The 25,944-nt window shown below is 33.9% G+C and carries 24 protein-coding genes and 1 tRNA gene; 18 read left to right on the top strand and 7 right to left on the bottom strand.

Translation table 11 applies throughout. From position 1 onward, the window contains the following. Positions 1-43: 43 nt before the first annotated feature. From ACFFGA_RS02705 to ACFFGA_RS02690, 4 genes are read left to right on the top strand one after another with little or no spacing between them, the layout of a single operon-like run. Positions 44-343, top strand: a complete 300-nt coding sequence (locus ACFFGA_RS02705) for a YbjQ family protein (RefSeq protein ID WP_386059287.1) — start codon at positions 44-46, stop codon at positions 341-343. Between the two features lie 56 nt (positions 344-399). Next, positions 400-1,071, top strand: coding sequence for a head GIN domain-containing protein (locus tag ACFFGA_RS02700; protein ID WP_386059284.1), 672 nt, complete (start codon positions 400-402; stop codon positions 1,069-1,071). A gap of 45 nt (positions 1,072-1,116) precedes the next feature. Further along, entirely contained in the window at positions 1,117-1,800 is a 684-nt protein-coding gene (locus ACFFGA_RS02695; RefSeq protein WP_386059281.1) for a LysE family translocator, read from the top strand. Between the two features lie 10 nt (positions 1,801-1,810). Further along, positions 1,811-2,515: a hypothetical protein gene (locus ACFFGA_RS02690; RefSeq protein WP_386059279.1), complete on the top strand. Its 705-nt coding sequence runs from the start codon at positions 1,811-1,813 to the stop codon at positions 2,513-2,515. A gap of 151 nt (positions 2,516-2,666) precedes the next feature. Here the strand turns inward: ACFFGA_RS02690 and ACFFGA_RS02685 are convergent. The 3 genes from ACFFGA_RS02685 to ACFFGA_RS02675 form a co-directional block, all read right to left on the bottom strand. Then, positions 2,667-2,737: transfer RNA gene (locus ACFFGA_RS02685), tRNA-Cys, on the bottom strand. 138 nt (positions 2,738-2,875) lie between these two features. Then, positions 2,876-3,238 carry a dihydroneopterin aldolase gene (gene folB, locus ACFFGA_RS02680; protein ID WP_386059276.1) on the bottom strand — a complete coding sequence of 121 codons (363 nt, stop codon included), beginning with the start codon at positions 3,236-3,238 and terminating at the stop codon, positions 2,876-2,878. 15 nt (positions 3,239-3,253) lie between these two features. After that, on the bottom strand, positions 3,254-3,454 hold the full coding sequence (locus tag ACFFGA_RS02675) for a zinc ribbon domain-containing protein (RefSeq protein WP_386059273.1): 201 nt from the start codon (positions 3,452-3,454) through the stop codon (positions 3,254-3,256). Between the two features lie 144 nt (positions 3,455-3,598). On the opposite strand from ACFFGA_RS02675, the gene ACFFGA_RS02670 reads away from it, so the two are divergent. The 3 genes from ACFFGA_RS02670 (at position 3,599) to ACFFGA_RS02660 (ending at position 6,456) form a co-directional block, all read left to right on the top strand. Then, positions 3,599-5,602: a glutamine--tRNA ligase/YqeY domain fusion protein gene (locus ACFFGA_RS02670; protein WP_386059271.1), complete on the top strand. Its 2,004-nt coding sequence runs from the start codon at positions 3,599-3,601 to the stop codon at positions 5,600-5,602. Positions 5,603-5,661: 59 nt separating this feature from the next. Next, complete coding sequence (locus tag ACFFGA_RS02665) at positions 5,662-5,871, top strand: hypothetical protein (RefSeq protein ID WP_386059268.1); 210 nt, start codon at positions 5,662-5,664, stop codon at positions 5,869-5,871. Positions 5,872-5,967: 96 nt separating this feature from the next. Further along, positions 5,968-6,456 carry a DUF1761 domain-containing protein gene (locus tag ACFFGA_RS02660; RefSeq protein WP_386059265.1) on the top strand — a complete coding sequence of 163 codons (489 nt, stop codon included), beginning with the start codon at positions 5,968-5,970 and terminating at the stop codon, positions 6,454-6,456. Between the two features lie 76 nt (positions 6,457-6,532). On the opposite strand, the gene ACFFGA_RS02655 is transcribed toward ACFFGA_RS02660, so the two are convergent. Then, positions 6,533-7,465 (bottom strand): SPFH domain-containing protein, encoded by a 933-nt coding sequence (locus ACFFGA_RS02655; RefSeq protein WP_386059262.1) that lies wholly within the window; start codon positions 7,463-7,465, stop codon positions 6,533-6,535. 95 nt (positions 7,466-7,560) lie between these two features. On the opposite strand from ACFFGA_RS02655, the gene ACFFGA_RS02650 reads away from it, so the two are divergent. Further along, complete coding sequence (locus ACFFGA_RS02650; RefSeq protein ID WP_386059260.1) at positions 7,561-8,238, top strand: porin family protein; 678 nt, start codon at positions 7,561-7,563, stop codon at positions 8,236-8,238. A 37-nt stretch (positions 8,239-8,275) separates the two neighbouring features. On the opposite strand, the gene gltX is transcribed toward ACFFGA_RS02650, so the two are convergent. After that, positions 8,276-9,793 carry a glutamate--tRNA ligase gene (gene gltX / locus ACFFGA_RS02645; RefSeq protein ID WP_386059257.1) on the bottom strand — a complete coding sequence of 506 codons (1,518 nt, stop codon included), beginning with the start codon at positions 9,791-9,793 and terminating at the stop codon, positions 8,276-8,278. Positions 9,794-10,455: 662 nt separating this feature from the next. On the opposite strand from gltX, the gene ACFFGA_RS02640 reads away from it, so the two are divergent. From ACFFGA_RS02640 to ACFFGA_RS02620, 5 genes are all read left to right on the top strand, one after another. Continuing rightward, positions 10,456-14,052, top strand: a complete 3,597-nt coding sequence (locus tag ACFFGA_RS02640) for a hypothetical protein (protein ID WP_386059254.1) — start codon at positions 10,456-10,458, stop codon at positions 14,050-14,052. Next, positions 14,045-14,452 (top strand): rRNA maturation RNase YbeY, encoded by a 408-nt coding sequence (gene ybeY / locus ACFFGA_RS02635; RefSeq protein WP_386059251.1) that lies wholly within the window; start codon positions 14,045-14,047, stop codon positions 14,450-14,452. Before ACFFGA_RS02640 ends, ybeY begins: the two co-directional genes overlap by 8 nt. Before the next feature lie 85 nt (positions 14,453-14,537). Then, positions 14,538-16,409: a tRNA uridine-5-carboxymethylaminomethyl(34) synthesis enzyme MnmG gene (gene mnmG, locus ACFFGA_RS02630; protein ID WP_386059248.1), complete on the top strand. Its 1,872-nt coding sequence runs from the start codon at positions 14,538-14,540 to the stop codon at positions 16,407-16,409. Between the two features lie 76 nt (positions 16,410-16,485). Next, positions 16,486-17,343: a class I SAM-dependent methyltransferase gene (locus tag ACFFGA_RS02625; protein WP_386059245.1), complete on the top strand. Its 858-nt coding sequence runs from the start codon at positions 16,486-16,488 to the stop codon at positions 17,341-17,343. Between the two features lie 211 nt (positions 17,344-17,554). Then, positions 17,555-18,133, top strand: coding sequence for an OmpH/Skp family outer membrane protein (locus ACFFGA_RS02620; protein WP_386059242.1), 579 nt, complete (start codon positions 17,555-17,557; stop codon positions 18,131-18,133). Positions 18,134-18,163: 30 nt separating this feature from the next. On the opposite strand, the gene ACFFGA_RS02615 is transcribed toward ACFFGA_RS02620, so the two are convergent. After that, positions 18,164-19,321, bottom strand: coding sequence for a DNA polymerase III subunit (locus ACFFGA_RS02615; RefSeq protein ID WP_386059240.1), 1,158 nt, complete (start codon positions 19,319-19,321; stop codon positions 18,164-18,166). Positions 19,322-19,408: 87 nt separating this feature from the next. Between ACFFGA_RS02615 and ACFFGA_RS02610 the strand changes: the two genes are divergently transcribed. From ACFFGA_RS02610 to ACFFGA_RS02600, 3 genes are all read left to right on the top strand, one after another. Then, a complete protein-coding gene (locus ACFFGA_RS02610; RefSeq protein WP_386059237.1) occupies positions 19,409-20,596 on the top strand; it encodes a phosphoglycerate kinase in 1,188 nt (395 codons plus the stop codon). Positions 20,597-20,662: 66 nt separating this feature from the next. Beyond that, positions 20,663-22,219 (top strand): lytic transglycosylase domain-containing protein, encoded by a 1,557-nt coding sequence (locus ACFFGA_RS02605; protein ID WP_386059235.1) that lies wholly within the window; start codon positions 20,663-20,665, stop codon positions 22,217-22,219. Between the two features lie 25 nt (positions 22,220-22,244). Further along, positions 22,245-23,222, top strand: coding sequence for a DUF4837 family protein (locus ACFFGA_RS02600; protein ID WP_386059232.1), 978 nt, complete (start codon positions 22,245-22,247; stop codon positions 23,220-23,222). 53 nt (positions 23,223-23,275) lie between these two features. Here the strand turns inward: ACFFGA_RS02600 and tatA are convergent, their stop codons facing one another. Then, on the bottom strand, positions 23,276-23,458 hold the full coding sequence (gene tatA, locus ACFFGA_RS02595) for a twin-arginine translocase TatA/TatE family subunit (RefSeq protein WP_386059229.1): 183 nt from the start codon (positions 23,456-23,458) through the stop codon (positions 23,276-23,278). A gap of 113 nt (positions 23,459-23,571) precedes the next feature. Between tatA and ACFFGA_RS02590 the strand changes: the two genes are divergently transcribed. Both ACFFGA_RS02590 and ACFFGA_RS02585 read left to right on the top strand, forming a co-directional pair. Beyond that, on the top strand, positions 23,572-24,441 hold the full coding sequence (locus ACFFGA_RS02590) for a M23 family metallopeptidase (RefSeq protein ID WP_386059226.1): 870 nt from the start codon (positions 23,572-23,574) through the stop codon (positions 24,439-24,441). After that, the gene (locus tag ACFFGA_RS02585; RefSeq protein WP_386059223.1) at positions 24,441-25,943 is read left to right on the top strand and encodes a GH3 auxin-responsive promoter family protein; all 1,503 of its coding nucleotides are present in this window, start codon (positions 24,441-24,443) and stop codon (positions 25,941-25,943) included. The genes ACFFGA_RS02590 and ACFFGA_RS02585 overlap by 1 nt, the downstream gene beginning before the upstream one ends. Position 25,944: the final 1 nt, after the last annotated feature.

Here is a 25,944-nt window from a genome sequence, read left to right as displayed (position 1 = left end):
TATTAATAAAATTTGTGTTTCATTTTTTATAAAAAATAAAACCATGATTTTAACGACCACTAACTCAATAGAAGGGTATAAAATAATAGATTATCTAGGCATTGTAACAGGAGTTGCAATGAACGAAAATAAATTAGCAATGAGTTTTAGTATGTCTAAATATTATAAAGCTGTTAGTGAGAGTATTGATGTTGTAAAAGAAGAAGCTTTTAAAAAACTAAGAGATAATGCTTTAAAACTCAAGGCCAATGCCGTTGTTGGTATAAAGGTTGAAATAGAATTAACCACACACAACTACGCTATGGTTTCCATTACAGGTACAGCAGTAAAAGTGGCAGTATAATAGCATTTATATAATATTAGCCATATTGTCCGTTATCTATATAAATTTATAATGTAATGAAGAAAATACTTTTTGTTTTAGCTGCAATAATTAGTTTTACAGTCAACGCACAAGACGCTGTAGAAAAGATTATTGGCGAATTTTCAACTGTCAAAGTTTATGATTTAATTAATTTAAAAATGGTTAAATCAACAGAAAATAAAGTTGTTATATCAGGAAAAAATAGAAATGATGTAGAGGTTGTCAATAAAAACGGGAAACTAAAAATTAGAATGAATCTTGAAGAAAGTTACGATGGTAACGATACGGTTGTAATTTTACATTATACTGCAGTTGATGTTATCGACGCTAACGAAGGGGCAAAGGTCACTGTTAAAGACCCAATTGAACAATACGAAATTGACCTAAAAACCCAAGAAGGTGCGGAAATTACAGCCACACTAAAAACCACTTATGCTAATTTTAGAGCAGTTACAGGCGGAGTTATTAATGTAGAAGGCAGTTCAAAAAATCAAGATATTTCTATTTATACAGGAGGCAATTTTAACGGTGAAGCCTTTGTTACAGAGCAAACCGAAGTAAGTGTTAATGCTGCTGGAGAAGCCTATATTCATGCTACAGAGTATGTCAATGCAAAAATAAAAGCGGGCGGAAATGTCTTTATTTACGGAAAACCAAAACAGGTAGATGAAAGCCGTGTTCTTGGTGGAAGAATAAAACGTATGTAAATTCCTATTACTTTTTGTTACTTTTGTGTAAACCGCAAGATTTACATGTTAGATGACATTTTAACAGCGATTCCCTTTGGGATTATTTTAGCCTTTACTATTGGTCCGGTTTTTTTTGTGCTATTAGAAACCAGTGCAACTAAAGGATTTACTAGCGCTTTAGTTTTTGATTTAGGCGTAATATTGGCAGATATAGTCTTCATTCTGCTTATTTTTAAAAGTACAGATACACTTTTAGATAAAATTAAGGACGACCCTAAACTATTGGTTTTTGGTGGTGTTTTACTAGTTGTTTATGGTATTATTAGCTTTATAAAAACATCAAAATCGTTTCGGTCTATAGTAAGAGAACATCATAGGATTGAACTACCCAAAAAGGACTATGGAAAGCTATTTGTAAAAGGGTTTCTACTCAATTTTATAAATATTGGAGTGCTTTTAGGATGGTTGGGATTTATCGTTATTGGCACATCTATAACAACTTCAGAAAATGGTGTGGTAATATTTATAGTAACCATGTTAATATCCTATTTTATTTCAGATCTTTTTAAAATAGCTGCAGCAAAACGCCTTAAAAGCAAATTAACACCACGACGCATTTTTAAGACCAAAAAAATAGTAGCCTTGGTTATTTTGGGCTTTGGAATTCTGTTGCTGTCACAAGGCCTTTTTCCAGATATATATGAAAAAGGGAAGCAACAAATTGATAAGGTGAATCCGTTGGATTAAGAAGTATTATATGAATATTCTAAGAGTTTTTTTCTTCCTTTTACCAATTTTTATTCATGCTCAAAAGACATATAATTTTGATTATTTACTAGATTATGAGCAGACACATTTTAGAGCTGATACCATTAAGCAAAATAGAATATTCCTTACAAACTCTAAGGACAATTCTTATTATGCTGTTATTAGCGAATTAGACAGTTTACATTATGAATTAATGCTTCATGATAGGAATAAACTTCATTCAAAAGTAAAAGTTAAAAAAGCTGAGTTTTTAAATAATGAAGATATAAATATAGACTGCAATCAGGTTTTAGCTTATGAAAACAGATATAAATTTCAAGTTAAAAATTATGAGTTTATAAGCCTAAAGGACACATTATTTAATAGGAAATATTGTAAAGTTTATAAGCTAAAAAGCACTTTAAAGAAAAAAAAGATAATTCGAAAAAAAATAGGATCACATATTTATATAATTGATTCATCTACCAGTTTTCATTTACCATTTTTGGAGCATGACACGGAGTATGAAGAATGGTTAAAGGAAAGAAGCTTACCAAACGGCATATTCTTAAAGAAAATATTGTTAAACTATAAGGATGAAATTTCAACGATTCAAGAACTAAAAGAGCTTAAAAAAGTTGAAATAAACATCAATATTTTAGGTAACTGTGATCATGTAAAAATTAAAGTCACAATTGACGGCAAAGGTTTTTAGATACAATAATCTAAAATAGAATAAACCTAAGTTTCCTTAAAGGTTAGAAGATGTATTGATAACATTTCATTTTTGAACCGCGTCATCATTACTATAAATTTTCTTAAAATTTAAGAATAAAAAAACCTTCAACATTTGTTGAAGGTTCTTGAGGTGTCGAGCGGATTCGAACCGCTGTAGATGGTGTTGCAGACCACTGCCTAGCCACTCGGCCACGACACCCTATATGCCTGCGAAAGCAGGTATCTCATCATTTTTCGAAAAATCGAACGAGATGGCAAATATAAAAATTATATGTAGTATAACAATTATAATTTAAGCGATGTTTAACAGCGCAATAGTGGTTACGACTGAAAAGTATTACTTTTTTCGCCTTTTGGTCATTTTTATAGTGACCATTTCAACATCTCCACCAATTGGAGGATTGATTTTACTAACAGCAACCGTAGCTTTATTTATTAGATCATCCTCTTTAAAAACACGATCTAAAATTCGTTTAGCAACAGTTTCTAGTAATTTAGAGGGCTTAGCCATTTCTTCCCTTATCACTCTATTTAAAAAGACATAATCAACAGTGTCTTTAAGTTCATCAGTTACGGCAGAGGTACTCAAATCAGCTTTAACTTCTATATCCACCCTATAATCACTACCAATTGCCGTTTCTTCCTTTAGACAACCATGGTGCGCAAATACGCGTATATTTTCAACTTTAATTAATCCCATAAAGCAAAAATAAGGCTAGTTTGTAAATAAATCGAAGATATTACTCAAAGCACTGGTTTTGGCCTTAAAAAATTCGGTATAAGAGCATTTTTTGCAAGTTACGGAGGTAAACTTTTTGTTCTGCACATCAAATATTTTAGACAAAGTACCTCCTGTGGCTCTCATCTGATCAATTTCGTATGTTCTGTTATCGCATTTAGGACATTTATAGTTCATATCTTCTGTTTTAGTTTATCTATTCTATTAGTGTAGAATAGTGGATTAATGTTACAAATTACTTAATTTTGCTCGTCTTAGTATTTGGTTATTGGAGCTTCATTAAGAGCCAACAACCAACAGCTAATACCTAATACCCAAAATATGTCAGAAGAAACAAAATCACTCAATTTTATTGAGCACATTATAGAAGAAGATTTAGCCAATGGTTTAGAAAAAGACAAACTACGTTTTCGTTTTCCACCAGAGCCAAATGGTTATTTACACATTGGTCATACCAAAGCTATTGGTATTAGTTTTGGTTTGGGTGAAAAATATAATGCACCTGTAAACCTTCGTTTTGATGATACCAATCCAGCAAAAGAGGAGCAGGAATATGTAGATGCCATAAAAAAAGATGTGTCTTGGTTGGGTTATCAATGGGAAAATGAGCTGTATTCTTCAGATTATTTCCAAACACTATACAATTGGGCTGTTCAGCTTATAAAAGATGGTAAAGCCTACGTAGATTCACAATCTTCTGAGGCTATGGCAGAACAAAAAGGAACACCTACACAGCCGGGAGTTGATGGACCATATCGCAATAGAAGTATTGAAGAAAACCTGGATTTATTCGAAAGAATGAAAAATGGTGAATTTGATGAAGGAGAGCATATCCTTAGAGCTAAAATAGATATGCAGCATCCCAATATGCTTATGCGCGACCCAATTATGTATCGTATATTAAAAAAGCACCACCACCGTACAGGTAACGACTGGTGCATTTACCCAATGTACGATTGGACGCATGGTGAGAGTGATTATATTGAGCAAATTTCACACAGTTTATGCTCACTTGAATTTAAGCCACACAGAGAGCTTTACGACTGGTTTAAAGAAAATGTATACCAGTACGCTTCAAACGAGCTTCCTATGCTTCCTAAACAGCGTGAATTTGCGCGTTTAAACCTAAGCTACACCATTATGAGCAAGCGAAAGCTGCTTAAGTTGGTAGAAGAAGGTGTGGTTTCTGGTTGGGACGATCCACGTATGCCAACGATTTCAGGTTTAAGACGAAGAGGATATACACCAAATTCTATAAGACAGTTTATAGAAAAAGTAGGTGTTGCTAAACGCGAAAATATTATTGATGTTTCGCTTTTAGAGTTTTGTATTCGAGAGGATTTAAACAAAACTGCAAATCGTGTTATGGCGGTTTTAGACCCAGTTAAGGTAGTGATTACTAATTATCCTGAAGGAAAAGAAGAGTGGTTAGAAGCGGAAAACAACCAGGAAGATGAATCGGCAGGTTATAGAAAAGTTCCTTTTTCTAGAGAAATATTTATTGAAAAAGAAGATTTTAAAGAAGAGGCAAGTAATAAGTTTTTTAGGTTAAAACTAGGTGGTGAGGTAAGGCTTAAAAATGCATACATCATTAAAGCAGAAAATGTTGTTAAAGATGCTAGCGGAGTTATTAAAGAAATTCATTGTACCTACTCTGAAGATACAGATAGAAAGGTTAAGGGCACATTGCATTGGGTGTCTATAAAACATGCTATAAAAGCAGAGGTGAGAGAGTATGATAGATTGTTTATGGATGAAGCACCAGACAGCCATGAAGGAAAAGATTTTATGGAGTTCTTAAATCCTAATTCTTTAAAAATTGTTGAAGCTTTTGTTGAACCAAGCCTAGCAGATGCTAAAGTAGGAGAGCAGTTTCAATTTCAACGTTTAGGTTATTTTAATGTGGATGACGATTCTATTTCAGATAAATTGGTGTTCAATAAAACTGTTGGCTTACGTGATAGTTGGGCTAAGCAAAAGCCAAAACCTCAAAATACTAACGAAAACAAACCTAAACCACAACAAAAACGACCTGCGATTAGTGTTGTTCAGCAGTTGGGTAAAAAATACACCAATCTACCAGAGGAAAAGCAACTAAAAGCTAAGGCCGAAATACAAGAATTGGCTAAGGACTTAGCTTATGATGATTTGGAACCGTTATTTGGTACAGCAGTTAAAAAAGCAGGAACACGTATAGCGGTAATGATTGCGCTAAAGGAATTGCTTAAAAACGGATTGCAACGCAATGATGCTATCGATGAATTTGTAAACAAGGCAAAATCAGACCAAAATGAGCTTTTGGTTAAGGAAGCTTCTGAGGTTTAACAAAATTTTGAGAGTGTTTTAAAGCATAATTCCTTACCTTTTATAGAAACTATGATATTATGCAAAAGACACAAAAAATACTTGCGGAAATTTCAGCTATCACAAGAGAGATTGAAGAGCAGTATCCTGAGCTTCAAAAGTATCTTAGTGAAACCCGAAGCACATTACCTAGTGGCTCTAATGCTAATGCAGACATCAATGAAGAGGATTTAAAAAACTATTTAAACCAATTGAAGGAAATGCTAGAAAAGTATAAAAAAGAGCATTAGGAAGCACTTAAAGCAAAAATCTTATAAACCTCAGAACAATTAATTCTGAGGTTTTTTTTTGTACATTTAATTATACTAACTATAAAAATCAAAAAAATGGAAATTAATTTTTTAGCAGTTTTAGTTGCTGCAATTGTGCCCATGGTTATGGGTTTTTTGTGGTACAACCCTAAGCTTTTTGGTAATGCTTGGATGCGAGAAGCTGGCATGACCGAAGAGAAAATGAAGAGCGGAAATATGGGTGTAATTTTTGGAGTGTCGTTTTTACTTTCAATTTTGCTAGCCTTTTTTACTCAGACACTATCCATTCATCAGTTTGGTGCGTTAGGAATGATAGGTGGTGATCCGGCTATGGATGGCATTTTACCCTCATTTCAAGCTTTTATGGACGACTATGGAACAGCTTACAGGACCTATAAACACGGTGCTTTTCACGGCTTATTAGCAGGTCTTTTCATTGTGTTTCCTATTTTAGCAACTAATGGATTATTTGAGCGTAAATCTTGGAAGTATATTTTTATAAACACAGGATATTGGACCGTAACTTTAGTTATAATGAACGCAATTGTTTGTGGCTGGGTTTAGACCAATAAAAACAAATAAAAAAAGCCTCGAAGTTTAATGTTTCGAGGTTTTTTTTATTTAGAAACGGAGTAACTAACTATGATTCTCCATCTTTCTTCTTTTTAGCATTTTTCATGGCTTCACCAATTTGATTACTAGCAGCAAAACTCGCCACCATATCATTAAGCATATTGCTACCAGCTTGCGGAGCATTTGGTAATAAGATTAAATTACTATTGGTTTCCTCGCCTAAAGACTGAAGCGTATCATAATGTTGCGTTACAACAATCAGTGCAGAAGCCTCTTGAGAGTTAATACCAACACGATTTAACACCTCTACAGACTCTTCAAGACCACGAGCAATTTCACGTCTTTGGTCTGCAATACCCTGTCCTTGTAAACGTTTACTTTCCGCTTCGGCTTTTGCTTTTTCAACGATAAGAATACGAGCAGCATCACCTTCAAATTGTGCTGCAATTTTTTCACGTTCTGATGCATTAATACGGTTCATAGCTTGCTTTACCTGACCATCAGGATCAATATCCGTTACTAATGTTTTAATGATGTCAAATCCATAATCTAACATGGCATCATTGAGTTCTGCTTTTACAGCCAAAGCTATGTCATCTTTTTTAACAAAAACATCATCAAGTTTCATTTTTGGTACTTCTGCACGCACCACATCAAAGACATAAGACGTAATCTGATCGTGAGGATAATCTAGCTTATAGAAAGCATCATATACCTTATCCCTAATAACTTTATACTGAACAGAAACTTTTAAACGTACAAACACATCATCTAGAGTTTTAGTTTCGATGATAACGTCTAATTGCTGAATTTTTAAGCTTAATTTCCCTGCAATTCTATCAACCAGTGGAATTTTTAATTGTAATCCAGAATGACGAATACTTTGAAACTTACCAAAGCGTTCTATAATTGCAGCAGTTTGTTGTTTCACCACAAAGAATGATGAAATAATAATGATTAATCCAAGAAATATAATTGGAACGTAAATAAATTGACCCATAACAAGTTTTTTAAAGGTTAGTGAATACGAAATACTAAATGTAAGTAATATTAAATTATTTTACTTAGGTTTGCTTTAATAAGCCTTAAATCGCTATGAAAAAAACAAAACACCTCTTATTAGTAGTCATTTGTACTGCTTTTGTTACAGTTAGTTTTGCGCAACACAAAAACTACAATATAAAAAACGGTATTGGTATTCAAGGAGGCATAACGCAGTTTGATATTATTACGGATAATTTTGAAACCAAAAGTAGTACAGGTTTTTTAGGTGGTTTAACAGCTTCGGTGGACATTCCGCATCGTTGGTATAATGTAAGTTATAATATTCAACTATCTGAAAATAATATAGATATAGCTGCATTTTCATTAACCAATCCAACCAAAGAGTTTGTTGAATATAAAATGTTTACGGCTCAAATTTCATTTTTATTCCATATAAAGTTAATTAGTAACAATGTAACATTAGATGTTGGCCCAATGCTACAATACAATAGTGAATTGGAACTAAAAGATGAATCTAAAGAGGGATATATAGTTGCTAATTACGACAACCTTCTAACTGAAGACATTACTGATATTTCTAAGTTCAATGCAAATGGAGCAATAGGCATATCGGGAGGTTTTGGCAGTTTTTTATTACGAGCACAGTATGTTTATGGCTTTACAAATATTCTAGGTAAGTTAAATGATAACGATTTCAACCTAAACAATTCAGATAGGTTTGAAGGCAATCAATCGTTAATGGCTTTTACGGCTATTATTACTTTTTAAATCTTTATCCTGAATTGGTTTTAGGATAGTATTCAGGTTATTTTTTGGTTTCCACTAAAGCCTCAATGCGTTTAACCGTTTCAGCTTTACCAATCATAAACATAATATCAAACACATCTGGACCTTGTAAAGCACCAACCAAAGCTAAACGCAAAGGCATCATTACTTTTCCAAAGCCAATTTCGTTGGTTGTAATCCAGCCCTTTATATTTGTTTGAAGGTTTTCTACTGTAAAATCTTCCGTATTATTAACTAATTCTATAACCTTGTTTAGAATATCAGCTGTATCGTCTTTTAAAGCTTTTTTAGATGCTTTTTCATCATAATCTGTTGGTGAAACAAAGAAGAAATGACTTAATTCCCAAAAATCACTAACAAATGTGGCGCGTTCTTTTATTAATCCAACAACTAAAGCAATGTAATTAACATCAATGTCCTTTAACAATATGTTTTTAGCTTTAAATTCTGTTGCTAAATCCAAATCTAATTGCTGTTGCATATAATGATGATTAAACCACTTGGTTTTGTCTGGATCAAAACGAGCACCAGCCTTATTTACTCTTGCTAAATCAAAGTCAGCAACTAACTGCTCTAAGCTAAAAATTTCCTGTTCTGTGCCAGGATTCCAACCCAAAAAGGCCAAGAAATTAACTACAGCCTCTGGAAAATAACCATCTTCCTTGTAACCTCTAGAAATGCTTCCGTCTGGTGACGAGTACTCTAATGGAAATACAGGAAAGCCCATTTTATCGCCATCTCGCTTGCTTAATTTTCCTTTTCCTGTTGGTTTTAAAATTAAAGGTAAATGCGCAAATTCAGGAGCCTCCCAACCGAATGCGTCGTATAATAATTGGTGTAAGGCTAAACTTGGCAACCACTCTTCACCACGAATGACATGCGTAATTTCCATTAAATGGTCATCAACAATATTGGCTAAGTGATAGGTTGGCATGCCGTCGCTTTTAAACAAAATCTTATCATCTAAAACATTGGTGTCAATAGACATATCACCACGTATAAGATCTTTTAAAGCCAATGTTTTATCTTGTGGCGATTTAAAACGTACTACATAATCTTCGCCAGCATCAATTTTTGCTTGTGTTTCTTCTTTAGTTAAAACTAGAGAATTTACTAAACGTCCTTTTTCTCTGTTGTGCCAGTTGTAGATAAACGTTTTGCCCTCGGCTTCATGACCTTTTCTGTGCGTATCTAATTGTTCAGACGTGTCAAAAGCATAGTAGGCTTTGCCTTCTGCAATTAACTGATCTGCATACTGTTTATACAGGTGCTTGCGCTCACTTTGTCTGTAAGGGCCAAATTTTTCATTTTTCCCTGGACCTTCATCAAACGGAATGTTACACCAATTTAAGGACTCTACAATATAATCTTCCGCTCCTTCAACATAGCGATTTTGATCCGTGTCTTCGATTCTGAGCACAAAATCACCACCATGTTTTTTAGCAAATAAATAGTTGAATAAAGCAGTTCTTACACCACCAATATGTAAAGGTCCTGTTGGACTTGGCGCAAAGCGCACGCGTACGTTTTTAGACATAGTTGATAAACTCTCAAGGGTTTGTCATTCTGAATTTGTTTCAGAATCTTGCGCAAAGATAACGTGATGAAAACTTAGAACAAAGAAAATCCGTATTCCCGTAATCAATTTATGAAAAGAAGAGTAGATTTGAAATTATATAACTTAATAAGATGGAAGCATGCGGAAAAAGCATCAATATGGATTAGAAAATGCGGCCAGATATTTTAAGTCTTTCATTGAAATACTCCCGATTTAACAGTTAAATGCTCTAAATTAACAGAATCTTACCAAAATTAACCAAATACCAATTAAAATAAAATTGTAGATTAGTCAGTTATTAGGGAAATTCAAAGTTCAAAACTTAAAATTCCAAAATCAATACGTTTTGAGTTTTCGCTTAGAATAACAGTTTTAGTGACCGTATAAACCTAGAATTGAAAACGAGTATTATATAACTACTTGAAATTCCGACAAGGTCGGAAGCAACGATTTTAAGAAATAATGAGCAAAACAGATGACTTGAAAATCAAATTAAGGATTGAAGGTTGGTGTTTAATATTAATTAAAATTATTCAGTTAGTAGCGAATGGTGCTTAAGCAATTTCCTAATAAATCGTTTTGATTTTTTGGTTCGTTTTGTATCAAGACAAAATGAACGAAGAGAAAACAAAAAGCAAGAAATGAGCAATTTCGAAACCATAAAAAACAAATTACAGGAGTTCATTAAAAAGTACTACACTAATGAACTGCTTAAGGGCGCGATATTATTTTTTGCCATAGGTTTGTTATATCTCTTGGTTACATTGTTTGTAGAATATGTGTTGTGGCTAAACCCTACAGCTAGAACTGTTTTATTTTGGGTATTCATTGCCGTAGAACTTGGTCTATTTATAAAATTTATAGCAATTCCGATAGCACATTTATTTCATTTAAGAAAGGGTATTAATTTTGAAACAGCTTCTAAGCTAATTGGTAATCATTTCCCTGAGGTTAATGATAAATTGTTAAATGTATTACAGCTAAATCAAAGCCCAGCGCAATCAGATTTATTAATAGCGAGCATAGAGCAGAAGTCTCAAGAATTACAACCAATACCGTTTAAATCCGCTGTTAATTTTAAGTCCAACACTAAATATTTAAAGTATGCTGCCATACCAATAATCATATTATTGATGTCTTACGTAACAGGAAAAATAGATTGGTTTAGCGATAGTTACGAACGCATTGTGAACTATAAAACAGCTTACGAGCCACCAGCACCTTTTCAATTTTTTGTGCTTAACGAGTCACTTCAGGCCATTGAGGGTAAGGATTTTAAGCTAATAGTATCAACAGCAGGAGATGTTATTCCAGAGAATGCACAAATACAATTTAATGGACAATCCTATTTCCTTCAGCAGTTAGGACCAGGTGAGTTTCAGTACACCTTTAATTTACCAAAAAACAACATAGAGTTTAGCCTGTCCGCCAACGGAGTTAATTCCAAATCTTACCAGTTAAAGGTGGTTAATACGCCTAATTTGGTAAATTTTGAAATGATTTTAGACTATCCTGTATATACCAAAAAGCAGGATGAGGTATTGAAGAGTACAGGTTCTGCTGTAATTCCTGAAGGCACAAAAGTCACTTGGAAGGCACTAACAAAATCTACAAACGAAGTTAATATATATGCAGATGACACTTTGAGTTTTGTACAAAATGAAAGCGGAAAGTTTGAAGCCTCAAAGCAATTATATAGAAACTATAATTATAGTATTTCAACAAGCAATGACAATCTTAAAGATTACGAAAATTTAGCTTATAGTATTAGTGTTGTTAAGGATTTAAGTCCTGAGTTGAGTATAAAAGTTCAAAAGGATTCTACAGATCAACAAAGCTTGTATTTCTATGGTCAGGCAAGTGATGATTTTGGCTTAACACGATTAAACCTTGTGTACTATCCGTCTGATGATGAATCCAAAAAGACCGTTGAGCCAATTGCAATTTCCAAATCTAACTTCAGTGAGTTTGTAAGTGCGTTCCCTAATCAGTTTAATTTAGAAGAAGGAGTAAGTTATCAGCTTTATTTTGAGGTTTTTGATAACGACGCATTACATAATTATAAGCGCACAAAAAGCAGTGTGTTTAATTATAGAAAATTAACAAAAGAAGAGGAAGAGCAGAAGCAGTTACAAGAACAAAACGAAACGATTAAAAACATCGGTAAGACTTTTGAAAAGCTGCAAGAGCAAGACAAAAAACTTGAGGAATTTTCCAAAACGCAAATGGAAAAACAACAGCTCAATTTTAATGATAAAAAGAAGTTTGAAGACTTTTTAAAGCGTCAGAAGCAACAAGAGCAGTTGATGAAAAACTTCAACAAAAAGCTTCAGGATAATTTAGAAGAATTTCAAGAAGAGAAGAAAGAAGATCAGTTTAAAGAAGATTTAAAAGAGCGCTTAAAAGAGAATGAAGAACAACTCAAAAAAGACGAAAAACTTTTAGAAGAACTGGAGCAGTTAAAGGATAAAATTAACAAAGAAGAATTTACTCAAAAACTTGAAGAATTAGCCAAGCAAAACAAAAACAAGAAACGTAGTATGCAACAACTCTTAGAGTTGACCAAGCGTTTTTATGTGATGAAAAAGGCGGAGAAAATTGCTAATCAATTAGAGGAGTTATCCAAGAAGCAAGAAGAACTTTCAAACAAAAAAGAGGAAAACACAAAAGAAAATCAAGAGGAGTTAAACAAGGAATTTGAAAAGCTTCAAAAAGATATTGAAGAGTTAAAACAAGAAGACAGACGACTTCAAAAACCAATGAAAGTTCCTGTTGACGAATTTTTAGAAGATGGTGTTAAATTTGATCAAAAAGAAGCTAAAGAAGCCCTAGAGAAGAAGGAACAAAGCGAAAGCGAACAAAAGCCTCAAGAAGCACAGGAACAACAGCAAAAAGCACAGGAAAAGCAAAAGAAAGCGGCCAAGAAGATGAAAGAAATGAGCGAGAAGATGATGTCTATGCTTGGTGGAGGTGGTGGAGGCGGAGATCAAGCATCTGAGGATATTGATACACTCCGTCAAATTTTAGAGAATTTATTACTGTATTCATTTGACCAAGAGGATCTTATGAACACTTTTGAGAGTATAGATATTAATAATAATAAATACGGAAAGTATATTATTGCCCAAAGTAATCTTAGGGAACATTTTGAGCATATAGACGATAGCTTGTTTGCGTTGTCCTTACGCCAACCTAAGATTTCAGAGAAAGTAAACTCCCAAATTACAGAAGTGTATTTCAATATTGATAAAGCACTTGGACAGCTAACAGAAAATAGATTGTATCAAGGTGTTTCTTCACAACAATATGCAATTACGGCAAGTAATGAATTGGCAAGTTTTTTAAGTGATGTTTTAGATAATATGGAAATGGAGATGAATGCTTCTCCAGGATCTGGCGAAGGTGGAGGTCAGCAGTTGCCAGATATTATTATGAGTCAAGAAGAGCTGAATAAGCAGATGGAGGAAGGTGTTAAGAAAAATGAAGAGGGTAAAAAAGGTGAAGAAGGCAAGGAAGGAGAAGGAGAAAAACCTGGTCAAGAAGGACAAGAGGGAAAAGAAGGTGAAGGAAAAAAACCTGGAGAGCAAGGTAAAGAAGGCGAAGAAGGAGAAAGTGGACAAAGCGGAAAGAACGGACAAAGTGGAGAGCAACAAGGTGAAGGAGGAGAAGGTGGACAGAATGGACAAAACGGCAACCAAAATGGAGAAGGCAATCAAAATAGTGACGGAAAGGACGGTAAAGGAGGAAAAAATGGTAAAGATGGAAGAAACGGAACCGATGGCAATGATGGAAAAAATGATGGTTATGGAGAAGGTGGAAACGAAGAGCAAAATGCAGAACTGTTTAAAATTTATCAGCAACAACAACAACTGAGACAAGCTCTAGAAGACAGACTTTCTAAGGAAGGTAAAATTGAATCCGCAGGACAACTCATTAAGCAAATGGAAGAGGTGGAGTTAGATTTATTAAATTATGGTTTTACAAACCAAACGTTGCAAAAAATGATGGATTTGCAACATCAGCTTTTGAAATTGGAAAATGCAACATTTATACAAGGACAAGATACCAAGCGAGAGTCTGAAACCAATAAAAAGGAATTTCAACCAGCTAATGCCAATCAAATTCAAATGGCTAAACAATATTTTAATACTACTGAGATTTTAAACCGTCAAGCCTTACCTTTGCAAAATCATTTTAAGAAAAAGATTTTAGAGTATTTTAAAAACACCGATGATTAGTTTTAACTACGAAACCGATTTTAATTTAGATAACGAAACACAATTGTCTAAATGGATTTCCAATACAATTATAGAAGAAAACTGCAAAGAAGGAGAGATTAATTACATCTTTTGTTCGGATGATTATTTACATAAAATCAATGTGGATTTTTTAGAACACGACACCTTAACCGACATTATTAGTTTTGATTATTCAGTAGGAAAAGAACTACATGGCGATATTTATATTTCCGTAGATCGTGTTAAAGAAAATGCCTCTGATTTTAATGAATTATTTGAAGATGAATTGTCAAGAGTAATTATTCATGGTGTTTTGCATTACTGTGGATATAAGGACAAATCTGACGAAGACGAGCAGTTAATGCGTTCAAAAGAGAATTACTACTTATCTAAGCGTTAGTACTTATCGCTATTTCGATGTATCTTTGCAAACTGAATTTTTTAGAATTATAATTGTTCCACGTGGAACAAAATTAAATTGAATTATGTTTAACGATGTTTATGATGTTATAGTTGTTGGTGCTGGTCATGCTGGTAGCGAAGCTGCTGCTGCTGCTGCTAATATGGGAAGTAAAACATTGTTAATTACAATGAACCTTCAAAATATTGCGCAAATGTCTTGCAATCCCGCAATGGGAGGAATTGCAAAAGGACAAATTGTAAGAGAGATTGATGCACTTGGTGGTTATAGCGGAATTGTTTCAGACACGTCTGCAATACAATTTAAAATGCTCAACAAATCTAAAGGCCCAGCAATGTGGAGTCCAAGGGTTCAGTCCGACAGAATGCGTTTTGCAGAAGATTGGAGGATGCTTTTAGAAAATACACCTAACCTTGATTTTTATCAAGAAATGGTCTCGGGTTTATTGATTGAGAATCACAAAGTCGTTGGTGTTAAAACTTCTCTTGGGATTGAAGTAAAAGCAAAATCAGTAGTACTTACTAATGGAACGTTTTTGAATGGTTTAATTCATATTGGTGATAAAAATTTTGGTGGTGGAAGAGCTGGCGAAAAAGCAGCAACAGGAATAACAGAACAGTTAGTTGGTCTTGGTTTTGATTCAGGTAGAATGAAGACTGGAACACCACCAAGAGTTGATGGAAGATCTTTAGATTATTCTAAAATGATAGAACAACCTGGTGATGAAAACCCAGAGAAGTTTTCATATTTAGATATAACGAAACCGCTTCAAGATCAACGTTCTTGTTATATGACTTACACAAGCGAATTGGTTCATGATTTGCTAAGAGAAGGTTTTGATCGTTCGCCAATGTTTAATGGTAGAATAAAAAGTGTTGGCCCAAGATATTGTCCCTCAATAGAAGATAAGATTAATCGTTTTGCAGACAAGGACAGACACCAATTGTTTGTTGAACCAGAAGGTTGGAATACCGTTGAGGTTTATGTAAATGGGTTTTCAACTTCGCTTCCAGAGGATGTTCAGTTTAAAGCATTGCGTTCTGTGGCTGGTTTTGAAAATGTCAAATTTTTTAGACCAGGTTATGCTATAGAATATGATTATTTTCCACCTACGCAATTAAAGCACACCTTAGAAACTAAGTTAGTGGAAGGTTTGTATTTCGCTGGTCAAATTAACGGTACTACAGGTTATGAAGAAGCAGCTTCTCAAGGGTTAATGGCAGGAATTAATGCGAGTTTAAAAGTTCACGAAAAAGAGGCTTTCACTTTGCAGAGAGATGAAGCATATATTGGTGTTTTAATAGATGATTTAATTACTAAAGGCACTGAAGAGCCTTACAGAATGTTTACCTCAAGGGCAGAATATAGAACATTGCTTAGACAAGATAATGCCGATTTTAGACTCACTCCTAAAGGTTATAAAATTGGTTTGGCATCAGAAAAGCGACTTAAACGAATGGAGGAAAAGAAATCTCAATCTGATGCTTTTGTTCAATTTTTTAAAGATACTAGTGTAAAACCAGAAGAGGCAAACCCTGTTTTAGAATCAAAAAAATCCGCGCCAGTAAAACAACAAGATAAAATGTTTAAGCTGTTTGCTAGGCCTAATATTACTATAGATGATGTTAGGAAATTTGAAGCCGTCGAGACCTATATTCAAGACCATAAATTAGATGCTGAGGTTATTGAGCAGGCAGAAATTCAAGTTAAATATTCTGGTTATATAGAGAAGGAAAAGAATAATGCAGATAAATTAAACCGATTAGAAAACGTGAAGATTCCTTCTGATTTCGATTACTCTAAATTAAAGTCTATGAGTATGGAAGCAAGGCAGAAACTCTCCGAAATACAACCCGTAACCATTTCTCAGGCGTCTAGAATAAGTGGTGTTTCACCAAATGATATTTCTGTTTTATTAGTGTATTTGGGACGATAAAAAACATGTTCCACGTGGAACGTTTTAGCGAAAAAACATATAATTTGTCATTCTGAACGTATTTCAGAATCTAAATATGAATAACAAACCAACACATTTAACTGTTAAAGACCATTCTGTTTCAGGAGAAGAATTTCAATTGTTATATAATAAAGAATTGGATATGTTGGAGACATTTCCTCAGCCAAAAGCAGATCAGCTTTCAAACTATTATAAAAGTGAAGATTACATTTCGCACACAGATTCTAAACGAAATCTGTTTGAAAAAGTGTATCATCTAGTTAGAAGTATTTCTTTAAAACGAAAATTGAAACTGATTAACTCTTTTAATTCAGAATCAAAAAATCTATTGGACATTGGATGTGGCACAGGAGATTTTTTGGAAACCGCAAAAAGTGATAATTGGAATGTAGTTGGAGTGGAACCGAACGAAAAAGCCAGAAGCATTGCAAATAGCAAAACACAAAATTCGGTTTTTGATATTTCACATTTAGAAACTTTAAAGAAAAACAGTTTTGATGTTATTACCCTTTGGCATGTATTAGAACATTTGCCAAATTTAGAAATGCATACAACTTTATTTAAATCGCTTTTAAAACCCAACGGGACTTTGGTGATTGCTGTTCCTAATTATAAAAGTTATGATGCCGAACATTACAAAAACTTTTGGGCGGCTTATGATGTACCAAGACACCTTTGGCATTTTTCTAAAACATCGATTTCAAAATTATTTAAAAAGCACGATCTGGTTTTGGTTAAAACTTTACCGATGATTTTTGACGCTTATTATGTGAGTTTACTTTCAGAAAAGTATAAATCAGGATTTATGAATTTCTTTAAAGCATTTTGGATTGGAATGCGTTCAAATGCAAAAGGAAAGTCAACTAAGGAATATTCATCCCATATTTACATTATTAAAAGTTTAAATTCTTAATTTAAGAGCGACTACAAAGAGAACGGTGTTTGAAATGTTATATACACGCTCTTAAAACCAAAGTGCTCTTAGAGCCCTTTATTTAGCTTAATTTATTATAGATTATAAAAATACAAAACGGGTTTCTTTATAGATACTGTCAATAGTTGAAAAAATAAGGAAATCACAACCTAACTTTTATACATTTGCAAAAATTTAATTATAACAAAATATGAAAAGAGTAATTATAGTATTAATAGCTTTGGTGGCATTTTCATCTTGCCAAGAACAACAAAAATTAGCATTTATTGACAATGGAGATGTTATAAATGATTATCAGATGAAAATAGACATTGAAAAAAAATATGAAGATCAAAACAATGCATTTTCAAAACGAAGAGATAGTATTGGAAGAGTGTACCAAATGGAAGTACAGACGATTCAAATGCAATTGAGTAAAATGTCTTTAAGAAAGCAAGAGGAAGAATCACAAAAATTTCAACAGAAGTGGCAACCAGTTCAACAACAAATGCAATATGAGCAGCAATTGATGGAACAAGGTTTTAATAAGGAAATGGATTCTGTGATTTCAAAAGTTAATGATTTCGTAGACGGTTACGGCAAAAAGAACGGTTATACCTTTATATTAGGAAAAAATCAGGCGGGAAGTGTTTTATACGGAGCAGAAGCTAATGATATTACCAAAGAGGTAATTAAAGCCATTAATTTAGATTATGGTGCTAAAGCTGACGAGAGCAAAGACGAAGAAGCAAAAAACACTTCAGAAGAAGAAGACACAACTGAAGAATAAACACTATTTAATTACTAGAAAAAGCCGAGCCTATGCTTGGCTTTTTTTATGGAGTAAACGGGTAAGTTTGATAGATAAATCTGTAAGAATAATCTTAGGGTTACCGTTTCGTTCTATATGATAAATGGCATCTTGCAATTCATCAGAAATTTCTAAAATATTTGAGTCGTGAACAAAAGGAGCAAAGTTTTCGAGTTTAAAACTTTCAGACCTAGGCTCAAAATAAACCAAACTATTAGCTTTATAATTAAGAAGTAGTGCTTGCCTAAAATAGTTAAGGCAAAAGTCTAAAAACTTCTTTTGGGTTTCTCGGCCAGTTTTTGCAATTTCTTCAGACCAGGAAATTAAATCGTGAATAGCCGCTTTGTTCCCTTTGGCTTTAAATGCAGAACGCACCCAAAGAATAAACCATTTTTCAAATTGAATATCTTCACTGTCCTGATAGATTAAATCACAAGCTTTGTTATAATTACCATTTGCTTGGTGTGCAATTTTAGTGGCAACAGACGTTTCAATATGATAATTTTTCACTAATGCCTTAGTAATTGCTTCCTCTGCCAAAGGAGGAAAATGCAATATCTGGCAACGCGATTTTATAGTGTTTATAATTTGCTCTTCATCTTCAGCAATAAGAATAAATATGGTTTTTTCTGGCGGTTCCTCAATTAACTTCAAAAGCTTATTGGCAGCAGAAGTGTTCATTTTTTCAGCCATCCATATAATCATCACTTTGTAACCTCCTTCATAAGATTTTAGTGAAAGCGATTTTACAATTTCAAGTGCTTCGTCAACACCTATCTGCCCTTGCTTATTATCTACTCCAAGAAGCTTGTACCAATCAAATAAATTGCCATAAGGTTGTTGATCTAGAAGCTGCCTCCATTCTTCTAAATAAAAGCTAGAAACAGGTTTGCTTTTTACTTTGTCGCTAGTGGTAACAGGAAATGCAAAGTGTAAATCTGGATGTGAAAAGTTTTTAAATTTCAAATTACAAGCATCATTACCACCTTTATTTTCGCCATTACTATTACCACAAAGTATATACTGTGCGTAAGCCAGTGCCATAGGCAATGTGCCCGAACCCTCTGGACCAACAAATAATTGGGCATGGGCAATTCTGCCAGCATCAACACTTGTTGTAAGGTGATTTTTAATGTGTTTTTGTCCTAAAACTTCAGAAAATTGCATAAGGCAAAACTATGTAATTTTTTTATGCTTTCTAATCTTTATATTTGTTGACTTAATTAAATCATTGATATACTTTTAATAAAACTTATGAAGACTCTAAACGATTTCAACTTTCAAGATAAAAAAGCACTAATCCGAGTAGATTTTAATGTGCCTTTAAATGATAATTTCGAAGTTACCGATGCAACTAGAATTGTTTCAGCGAAACCCACAATCATTAAAATTTTAGAAGATGGCGGAAGTTGTGTTTTAATGTCGCATTTAGGACGACCAAAAGGTGTGCAAGATGAGTTTTCTCTAAAACATATTATTCCAAAAATTGAAGATATATTAGGTGTTGAAGTAAAGTTTTCTTCAAATTGTGTAGGATCAGAAGCTGAAGAAAAGGCAAATGCATTACAATCAGGTGAAATTTTATTACTTGAAAATCTACGTTTTCACGAGGAAGAGACAAAAGGAGATAAAGATTTTGCTAAACAGCTTTCAAAATTAGGAGATATTTATGTTAATGATGCCTTTGGAACAGCTCACAGAGCTCACGCCTCTACTACCATTGTTGCAGAGTTTTTTCCAGACGCAAAATGCTTTGGGCAATTATTAGCCAAGGAAATTGAAAGTATTAAAAAAGTGATGGAAGATGGAGAAAAGCCTGTTTTGGCTGTGCTTGGTGGAGCAAAGGTGTCTTCGAAAATTACGGTAATAGAAAATATTTTAGATAAGGTAGATCATTTAATTATTGGAGGCGGAATGACTTTTACCTTTATAAAAGCACAAGGAGGAAAGATTGGAGATTCCATTTGTGAAGACGATAAAATGGAGTTGGCTTTAGACATTATGAAGCAAGCTGAAGCTAAAGGAGTAAAAATCCATTTACCTGTAGATGTTGTTGCGGCAGATGCTTTTAGTAATGATGCTAACACACAAATTTGTGATGTAAAACAGATACCTGATGGTTGGCAAGGTTTAGATGCTGGGCCAAAATCGTTACAAAATTTTGACGATGTGGTGAAGCAATGCAAAACTATCTTATGGAATGGTCCACTAGGTGTTTTTGAGCTAGAAAGTTTTGCTAAAGGAACAATTGCTTTAGGTAACTCAATTGCGGCTTCAACCAAAAACGGAGCGTTTTCTTTAGTTGGTGGTGGTGATTCTGTTGCCGCAGTAAAACAATTTGGTTTTGAGGACAAAGTGAGCTATGTAAGTACAGGTGGAGGAGCCATGCTAGAGAGTTTAGAAGGAAAGACTTTACCAGGTATTGCGGCTATTTTGAGCTAGAACTCATAAAAAATACTATTTTTAGCACTAACAACGTTAAGAACTTAATATACTCAATCAATTATTATGACCATTAAAACCTTTCAGTTAGCTTGCTTTTGTATGGTTGTATCTTTTGGGTTCGCTCAAACCAAAACGGATAGTATTGCAAAACAACCAACACTTACAGTTGTTAAAGATTCTGTTATAGATGGTAAGCTTATTGCGCCACAAAAAACAATTCCTGCTGAAATCGATTCACTAGGCATTAAAAACCTGCAAGATTTACCTGAAGCAGTAGAATTAGATCAAAAATGGTTAGAGGAATTGTATAGCAATGCTTTGTTCGATACCATTTACAAATCTGTAACAGAACTCACTTATGAGCCTATTGATTATCCTGAATTAACTACAGACACCTTAAAGGCAAGGCTAAAACGCCTTAATGCTAGAACACCTTTTAATGTGGAATATAACCCATCTTTAGAAAGTGTGATAAAGCGCTATTTAAAGCACAGAAGAACGTCTTTAGAGCGTTTAATGGGTTTGAGCCATTTCTATTTCCCGATGTTTGAGCAAGAATTTGACAATTACAACATACCTTTAGAGATGAAGTATCTTGCCATTGTGGAGTCTGCTTTAAAACCAAGGGCAAGATCACGTGTTGGAGCAACAGGTTTGTGGCAGTTTATGTATGGTACAGGGAAGGAACACAAATTAGATGTAAGCAGTTATGTAGATGACCGCAGCGACCCAATAAAATCCACAACTGCGGCAGCACAATATCTGTCGAGGTTGTATAGAATATTTGGTGATTGGGACTTAGCTTTAGCGGCATACAATTCAGGACCAGGTAACGTAAATAAAGCGATAAGACGCTCAGGAGGCTACAAGAATTATTGGAATATTCGTCAGAATTTACCAAGAGAAACAGCTGGTTATGTACCAGCTTTTTTAGCAACAATGTACATTTTTGAATTTGCTAATGAGCATGGTTTTAAACCAGAACGACCACCTTTTCAACATATACAAACGGATACTGTACATGTAAAACACATGATATCTTTAGATCAGGTTGCCGAAACAACAGGTGTTAAAATAGAGGAGCTTCAATTTTTAAATCCTTCATACAAGCTTGATGTTATCCCAAAAGTTGAAGGCAAAACCTATACGTTACGTTTGCCAAGAGAAGCTGTTGGAATTTTTACAGCAAACGAAGATAAAATCTATAAGTTTGCAAAAATAGAGTTTGATAAGCGCGAAAAACCATTGCCACAACTGTTCAATGCGGACACCAAAATAAGTTATCGTGTTAGGAGTGGTGATTATTTAGGTAAAATTGCTAGACAATACGGAGTAAGGGTAAGCCAAATAAAACGATGGAATGGATTGAGAAGCAACAATCTCAAAATAGGACAGCGGTTAACGATATATCCTAGAAACCCAAGTGTTACATCTAGTCCCACGACAACAAAAAAGGTGGTTAATACCAAAGACAAAAAGACTTACGTAGTAAGGTCTGGAGACTCTTTATGGAGTATTTCTCAAAAATTTTCTGGAGTTTCTGTCCAAAATCTTAAAGATTGGAATGATATTAGTGGTAACAAATTGAAAATAGGAATGACACTCATTGTGTCTCAATAAATAAACCGACAAAATTTTAAAATTTATGAGAGCTTTATTCACCGTATTTTGCTGTGTGCTTTTTTTGGCATGTGGAGAGAACAGCAAGGAAGACAAACAAGCATATTTACCAGGATCCAATGGTAAACTAAACACCATCTCAATTGTAGTAGATAACTTATTATGGGAAGGAAATGTGGGTGAAGACATCCGAAAAATTTTTGCAGCGCCACTAAACGGCTTACCTGTTGAAGAGCCAATGTTCGACTTAAAACAAATTCCACCTCAAGTTTTTGATGGTTTTGCTACACGAAGCAGAATTATACTTAAAATTGAAAAAGGAGCAGAGCAATCCGCAACTAAAATTGCAAATGAAGTTTACGCTAAACCTCAAACTGTCGTTGTTGTCAGTGGAAAAACAAATCAGGAAATCATTTCTCAGTTAAAAGAAAACAAAGAAAAGATTATAGATGCTTTTAATAAAGAAGAAGTTAATGAAAAACAAAGACGTATAAAACTGTCTTTATTGGATATCAACAAGGTTGAAAAGAATCTTGGTATAACTATTAATATGCCATCAGTTTATAGAATTGCAAAAGCTGAAGATGACTTTATTTGGGTTAGAAAAAACCTAAGTAATACAAAAACCATAGAGTTGATGTTATACGAAGTGCCAATGGAAACCATTTCACAAGACAGCACTGTCGTAGATATTGTAAAGATGCGCGATGAGATAACTAAAACAAGAATTCCAGGTGAAGATGGTATATATATGGCTGTAGAAGATGCTTATGCGCCTGCACTTTTTAATACGATTATAGACAACAAACCTGCTTATGAGGTAAGAGGTCTTTGGGAGATGAAAGGCTATACCATGGCTGGACCATTTATAACTTATGCCATTGAGGATAAGGTAAACAAGCGTTATTTAATTGCAGATGGATATGTGTATGCACCATCTTTAAACAAGCGAGAATATGTTTTTGAGTTAGAATCCATGATTAAATCTATAACTATCAAGTAATAAAAAAAGCCAACTAATTTAGTTGGCTTTACTTTTTATGTTACGAATATATACTATTCTTTTTCTTTACCTTCCGCAGGATCTTCCTTACTTGCATCTTTAAATTCTTTGATGCCGCTACCTAAACCTCTCATTAATTCAGGAATTTTTCTTCCTCCAAAGAGTAACAAAACAACAACTACAATCAGAATTATCTGAGGAGCTCCAATTGCTAATGGGACAATGCTTAAACTCATAATTTTAAATTTAGATTACAAAGTTAGTAATTATAGTTTAAATATAACGTTGTAAAGCCAACTTTAGCACTTATTGATAGTGCTATTTCACTATTTTAACTAATTTTGTTCTGATGCCAAAAAAGGAAAAGAAAGAAAAGAAATTTGCTAAGAAGCTACTTCATAAGTATCGTCTCGTTATATTAAATGAAGATACTTTTGAAGAACGGTTTGCTATTAAGTTAACACGACTTAATGTTTTTGTGCTTACTTCGCTTTCAGCAATTTTCCTTGTATTTTTTACCATTTTATTAATTGCATTCACTCCTCTGCGCGAATATATTCCAGGTTATTCTTCGGCAAAATTAAAGAAAGAAGCGTCTATGCTTAATTACAAAACAGATTCTCTGGTTCAGGAGTTAGAATTAAATAAGCGTTATTACGCCTCAATCCGCAAGGTATTAACAGGAGATGTGACGACTGTAGAGTTTAATAGAGACTCTATTATAGAAGCCGCAAAAAATGATTTGGATATTATTCAGGTGTCAACTAATAAAGAAGATTCTTTGTTGAGGGAAAAAGTCGAAAAAGAAGACAAATACAATTTATTTGAAGAGTCGTCTAACCAAGTAAACTTTGTGTTGTTTCCGCCAGTTAATGGCACAATATCAGAAGGATACAATATTGAAGAAAAACATTTTGCAGTAGATGTGGTTGTAGCAACGGAAACACCTGTAAAAGCCACTGCAGACGGAACGGTTATATTTGCAGAATGGACAGTAGAAACGGGTTATGTGGTAATTATAGAGCACAATCAGGAATTGATTTCTGTTTATAAACACAATTCTGCTATAACAAAAACACAAGGAGATTTGGTTAAAGCAGGAGAAGTTATTGCCATGTCTGGTAGTACAGGCGAATTAAGTACAGGGCCACACCTTCATTTTGAACTTTGGAGCAAGGGTTATCCTGTAAATCCAACTAATTTTATTGATTTTCAGTAATGCCATCGGTTAAAGCAGCACTTTCGAAACCTTTTGCCAGCCTTATAGCCAAGCGTATTAGGAAATGGGCATCCAAACCTGTTGAAACACAAAACAAAGTCTTTCAAAGCCTTATAATAGAAGCAAAAGAAACAGTTTTTGGCAAGGACCATAATTTTGGCACTATTAAAACATATGAAGATTTTAAGGCTCAAGTTCCTATAAGAGATTACGAAGAATTAAAACCTTATGTAGAACGTGTAGTAGCTGGAGAGAAAGACATTCTTTGGAAAGGAAAGCCTGTTTATTTTGCCAAAACCTCAGGAACCACATCTGGTGCAAAATATATTCCAATTACAAAGGAAAGCATGCCAACACATGTTGAAGCAGCAAGAAATGCAATTCTGTTATACATCCACGAAACAGGCAATGCTAAGTTTGTAGATGGCAAAATGATTTTTCTTCAGGGAAGTCCAATTCTCGAGGAAAAAAACGGAATCAAACTTGGAAGATTGTCAGGCATTGTGGCACATTACGTTCCTAAATATCTTCAAAAAAACAGAATGCCTACTCTAGAAACTAATTGCATTGAAGACTGGGAAACCAAAGTAAATGCCATTGTAGACGAAACAGAAGATGAGAATATGACTGTGATTTCTGGAATACCATCATGGGTACAGATGTATTTTGAAAAACTCATTGAAAAGAAGAACAAAAAAGTAGGTGATATATTTAAAAACTTTAACCTTTTTATTTTCGGAGGTGTTAATTATGAACCTTACCGCGCAAAGTTTGAAAACTTAATAGGCAGAAAGGTTGATAGTATAGAATTGTATCCAGCTAGTGAAGGTTTTTTTGCATTTCAAGACAAACAAGATGAAAAAGGAATGTTGCTTCAGCTAAACTCTGGTATTTTTTACGAATTTGTTGAAGCAGAACATTTTTTTGAAGACAATCCTAAACGAATTACAATAAAAGATGTAAAGCTTGGATTGAATTATGTAATGATTATCTCTACAACTGCAGGTCTTTGGGCATATAATATTGGAGACACTGTTGAGTTTACTTCGCTAACACCTTATAGAGTTATTGTTAGTGGCAGAATAAAACATTTTATTTCCGCTTTTGGCGAACATGTTATTGGCAAAGAAGTTGAACAAGCCTTAAGGGAGGCCACAGAAAACACTCCTATTTCAGTAAATGAATTTACTGTTGCACCACAAATTAATCCCAAAGAAGGCTTACCGTATCACGAATGGTTTGTTGAGTTTGAAAACGAGCCTGAAGACGAATTAAAATTCATTAAAGACCTAGAGGAATCACTTCAAAAACAAAACAGTTATTATTTAGATTTGATAGTGGGTAAGGTGTTGAGGCCTTTAAAGGTAACTAAAGTTAAAAAAGGAGGATTTCAAACCTATATGAAATCTATAGGTAAATTAGGAGGGCAAAATAAAATACCAAGACTTTCAAACGATAGGAAAATTGCGGACAAAATATATGAGTTTCAATTAACTAAATAAA

Origin of the sequence: Winogradskyella pulchriflava (assembly GCF_042434315.1) — a bacterium.
Taxonomy (GTDB): domain Bacteria; phylum Bacteroidota; class Bacteroidia; order Flavobacteriales; family Flavobacteriaceae; genus Winogradskyella; species Winogradskyella pulchriflava.
Note: the sequence above shows the minus strand (reverse complement) of the source record. Positions and strands in the feature narration are given on the sequence as shown.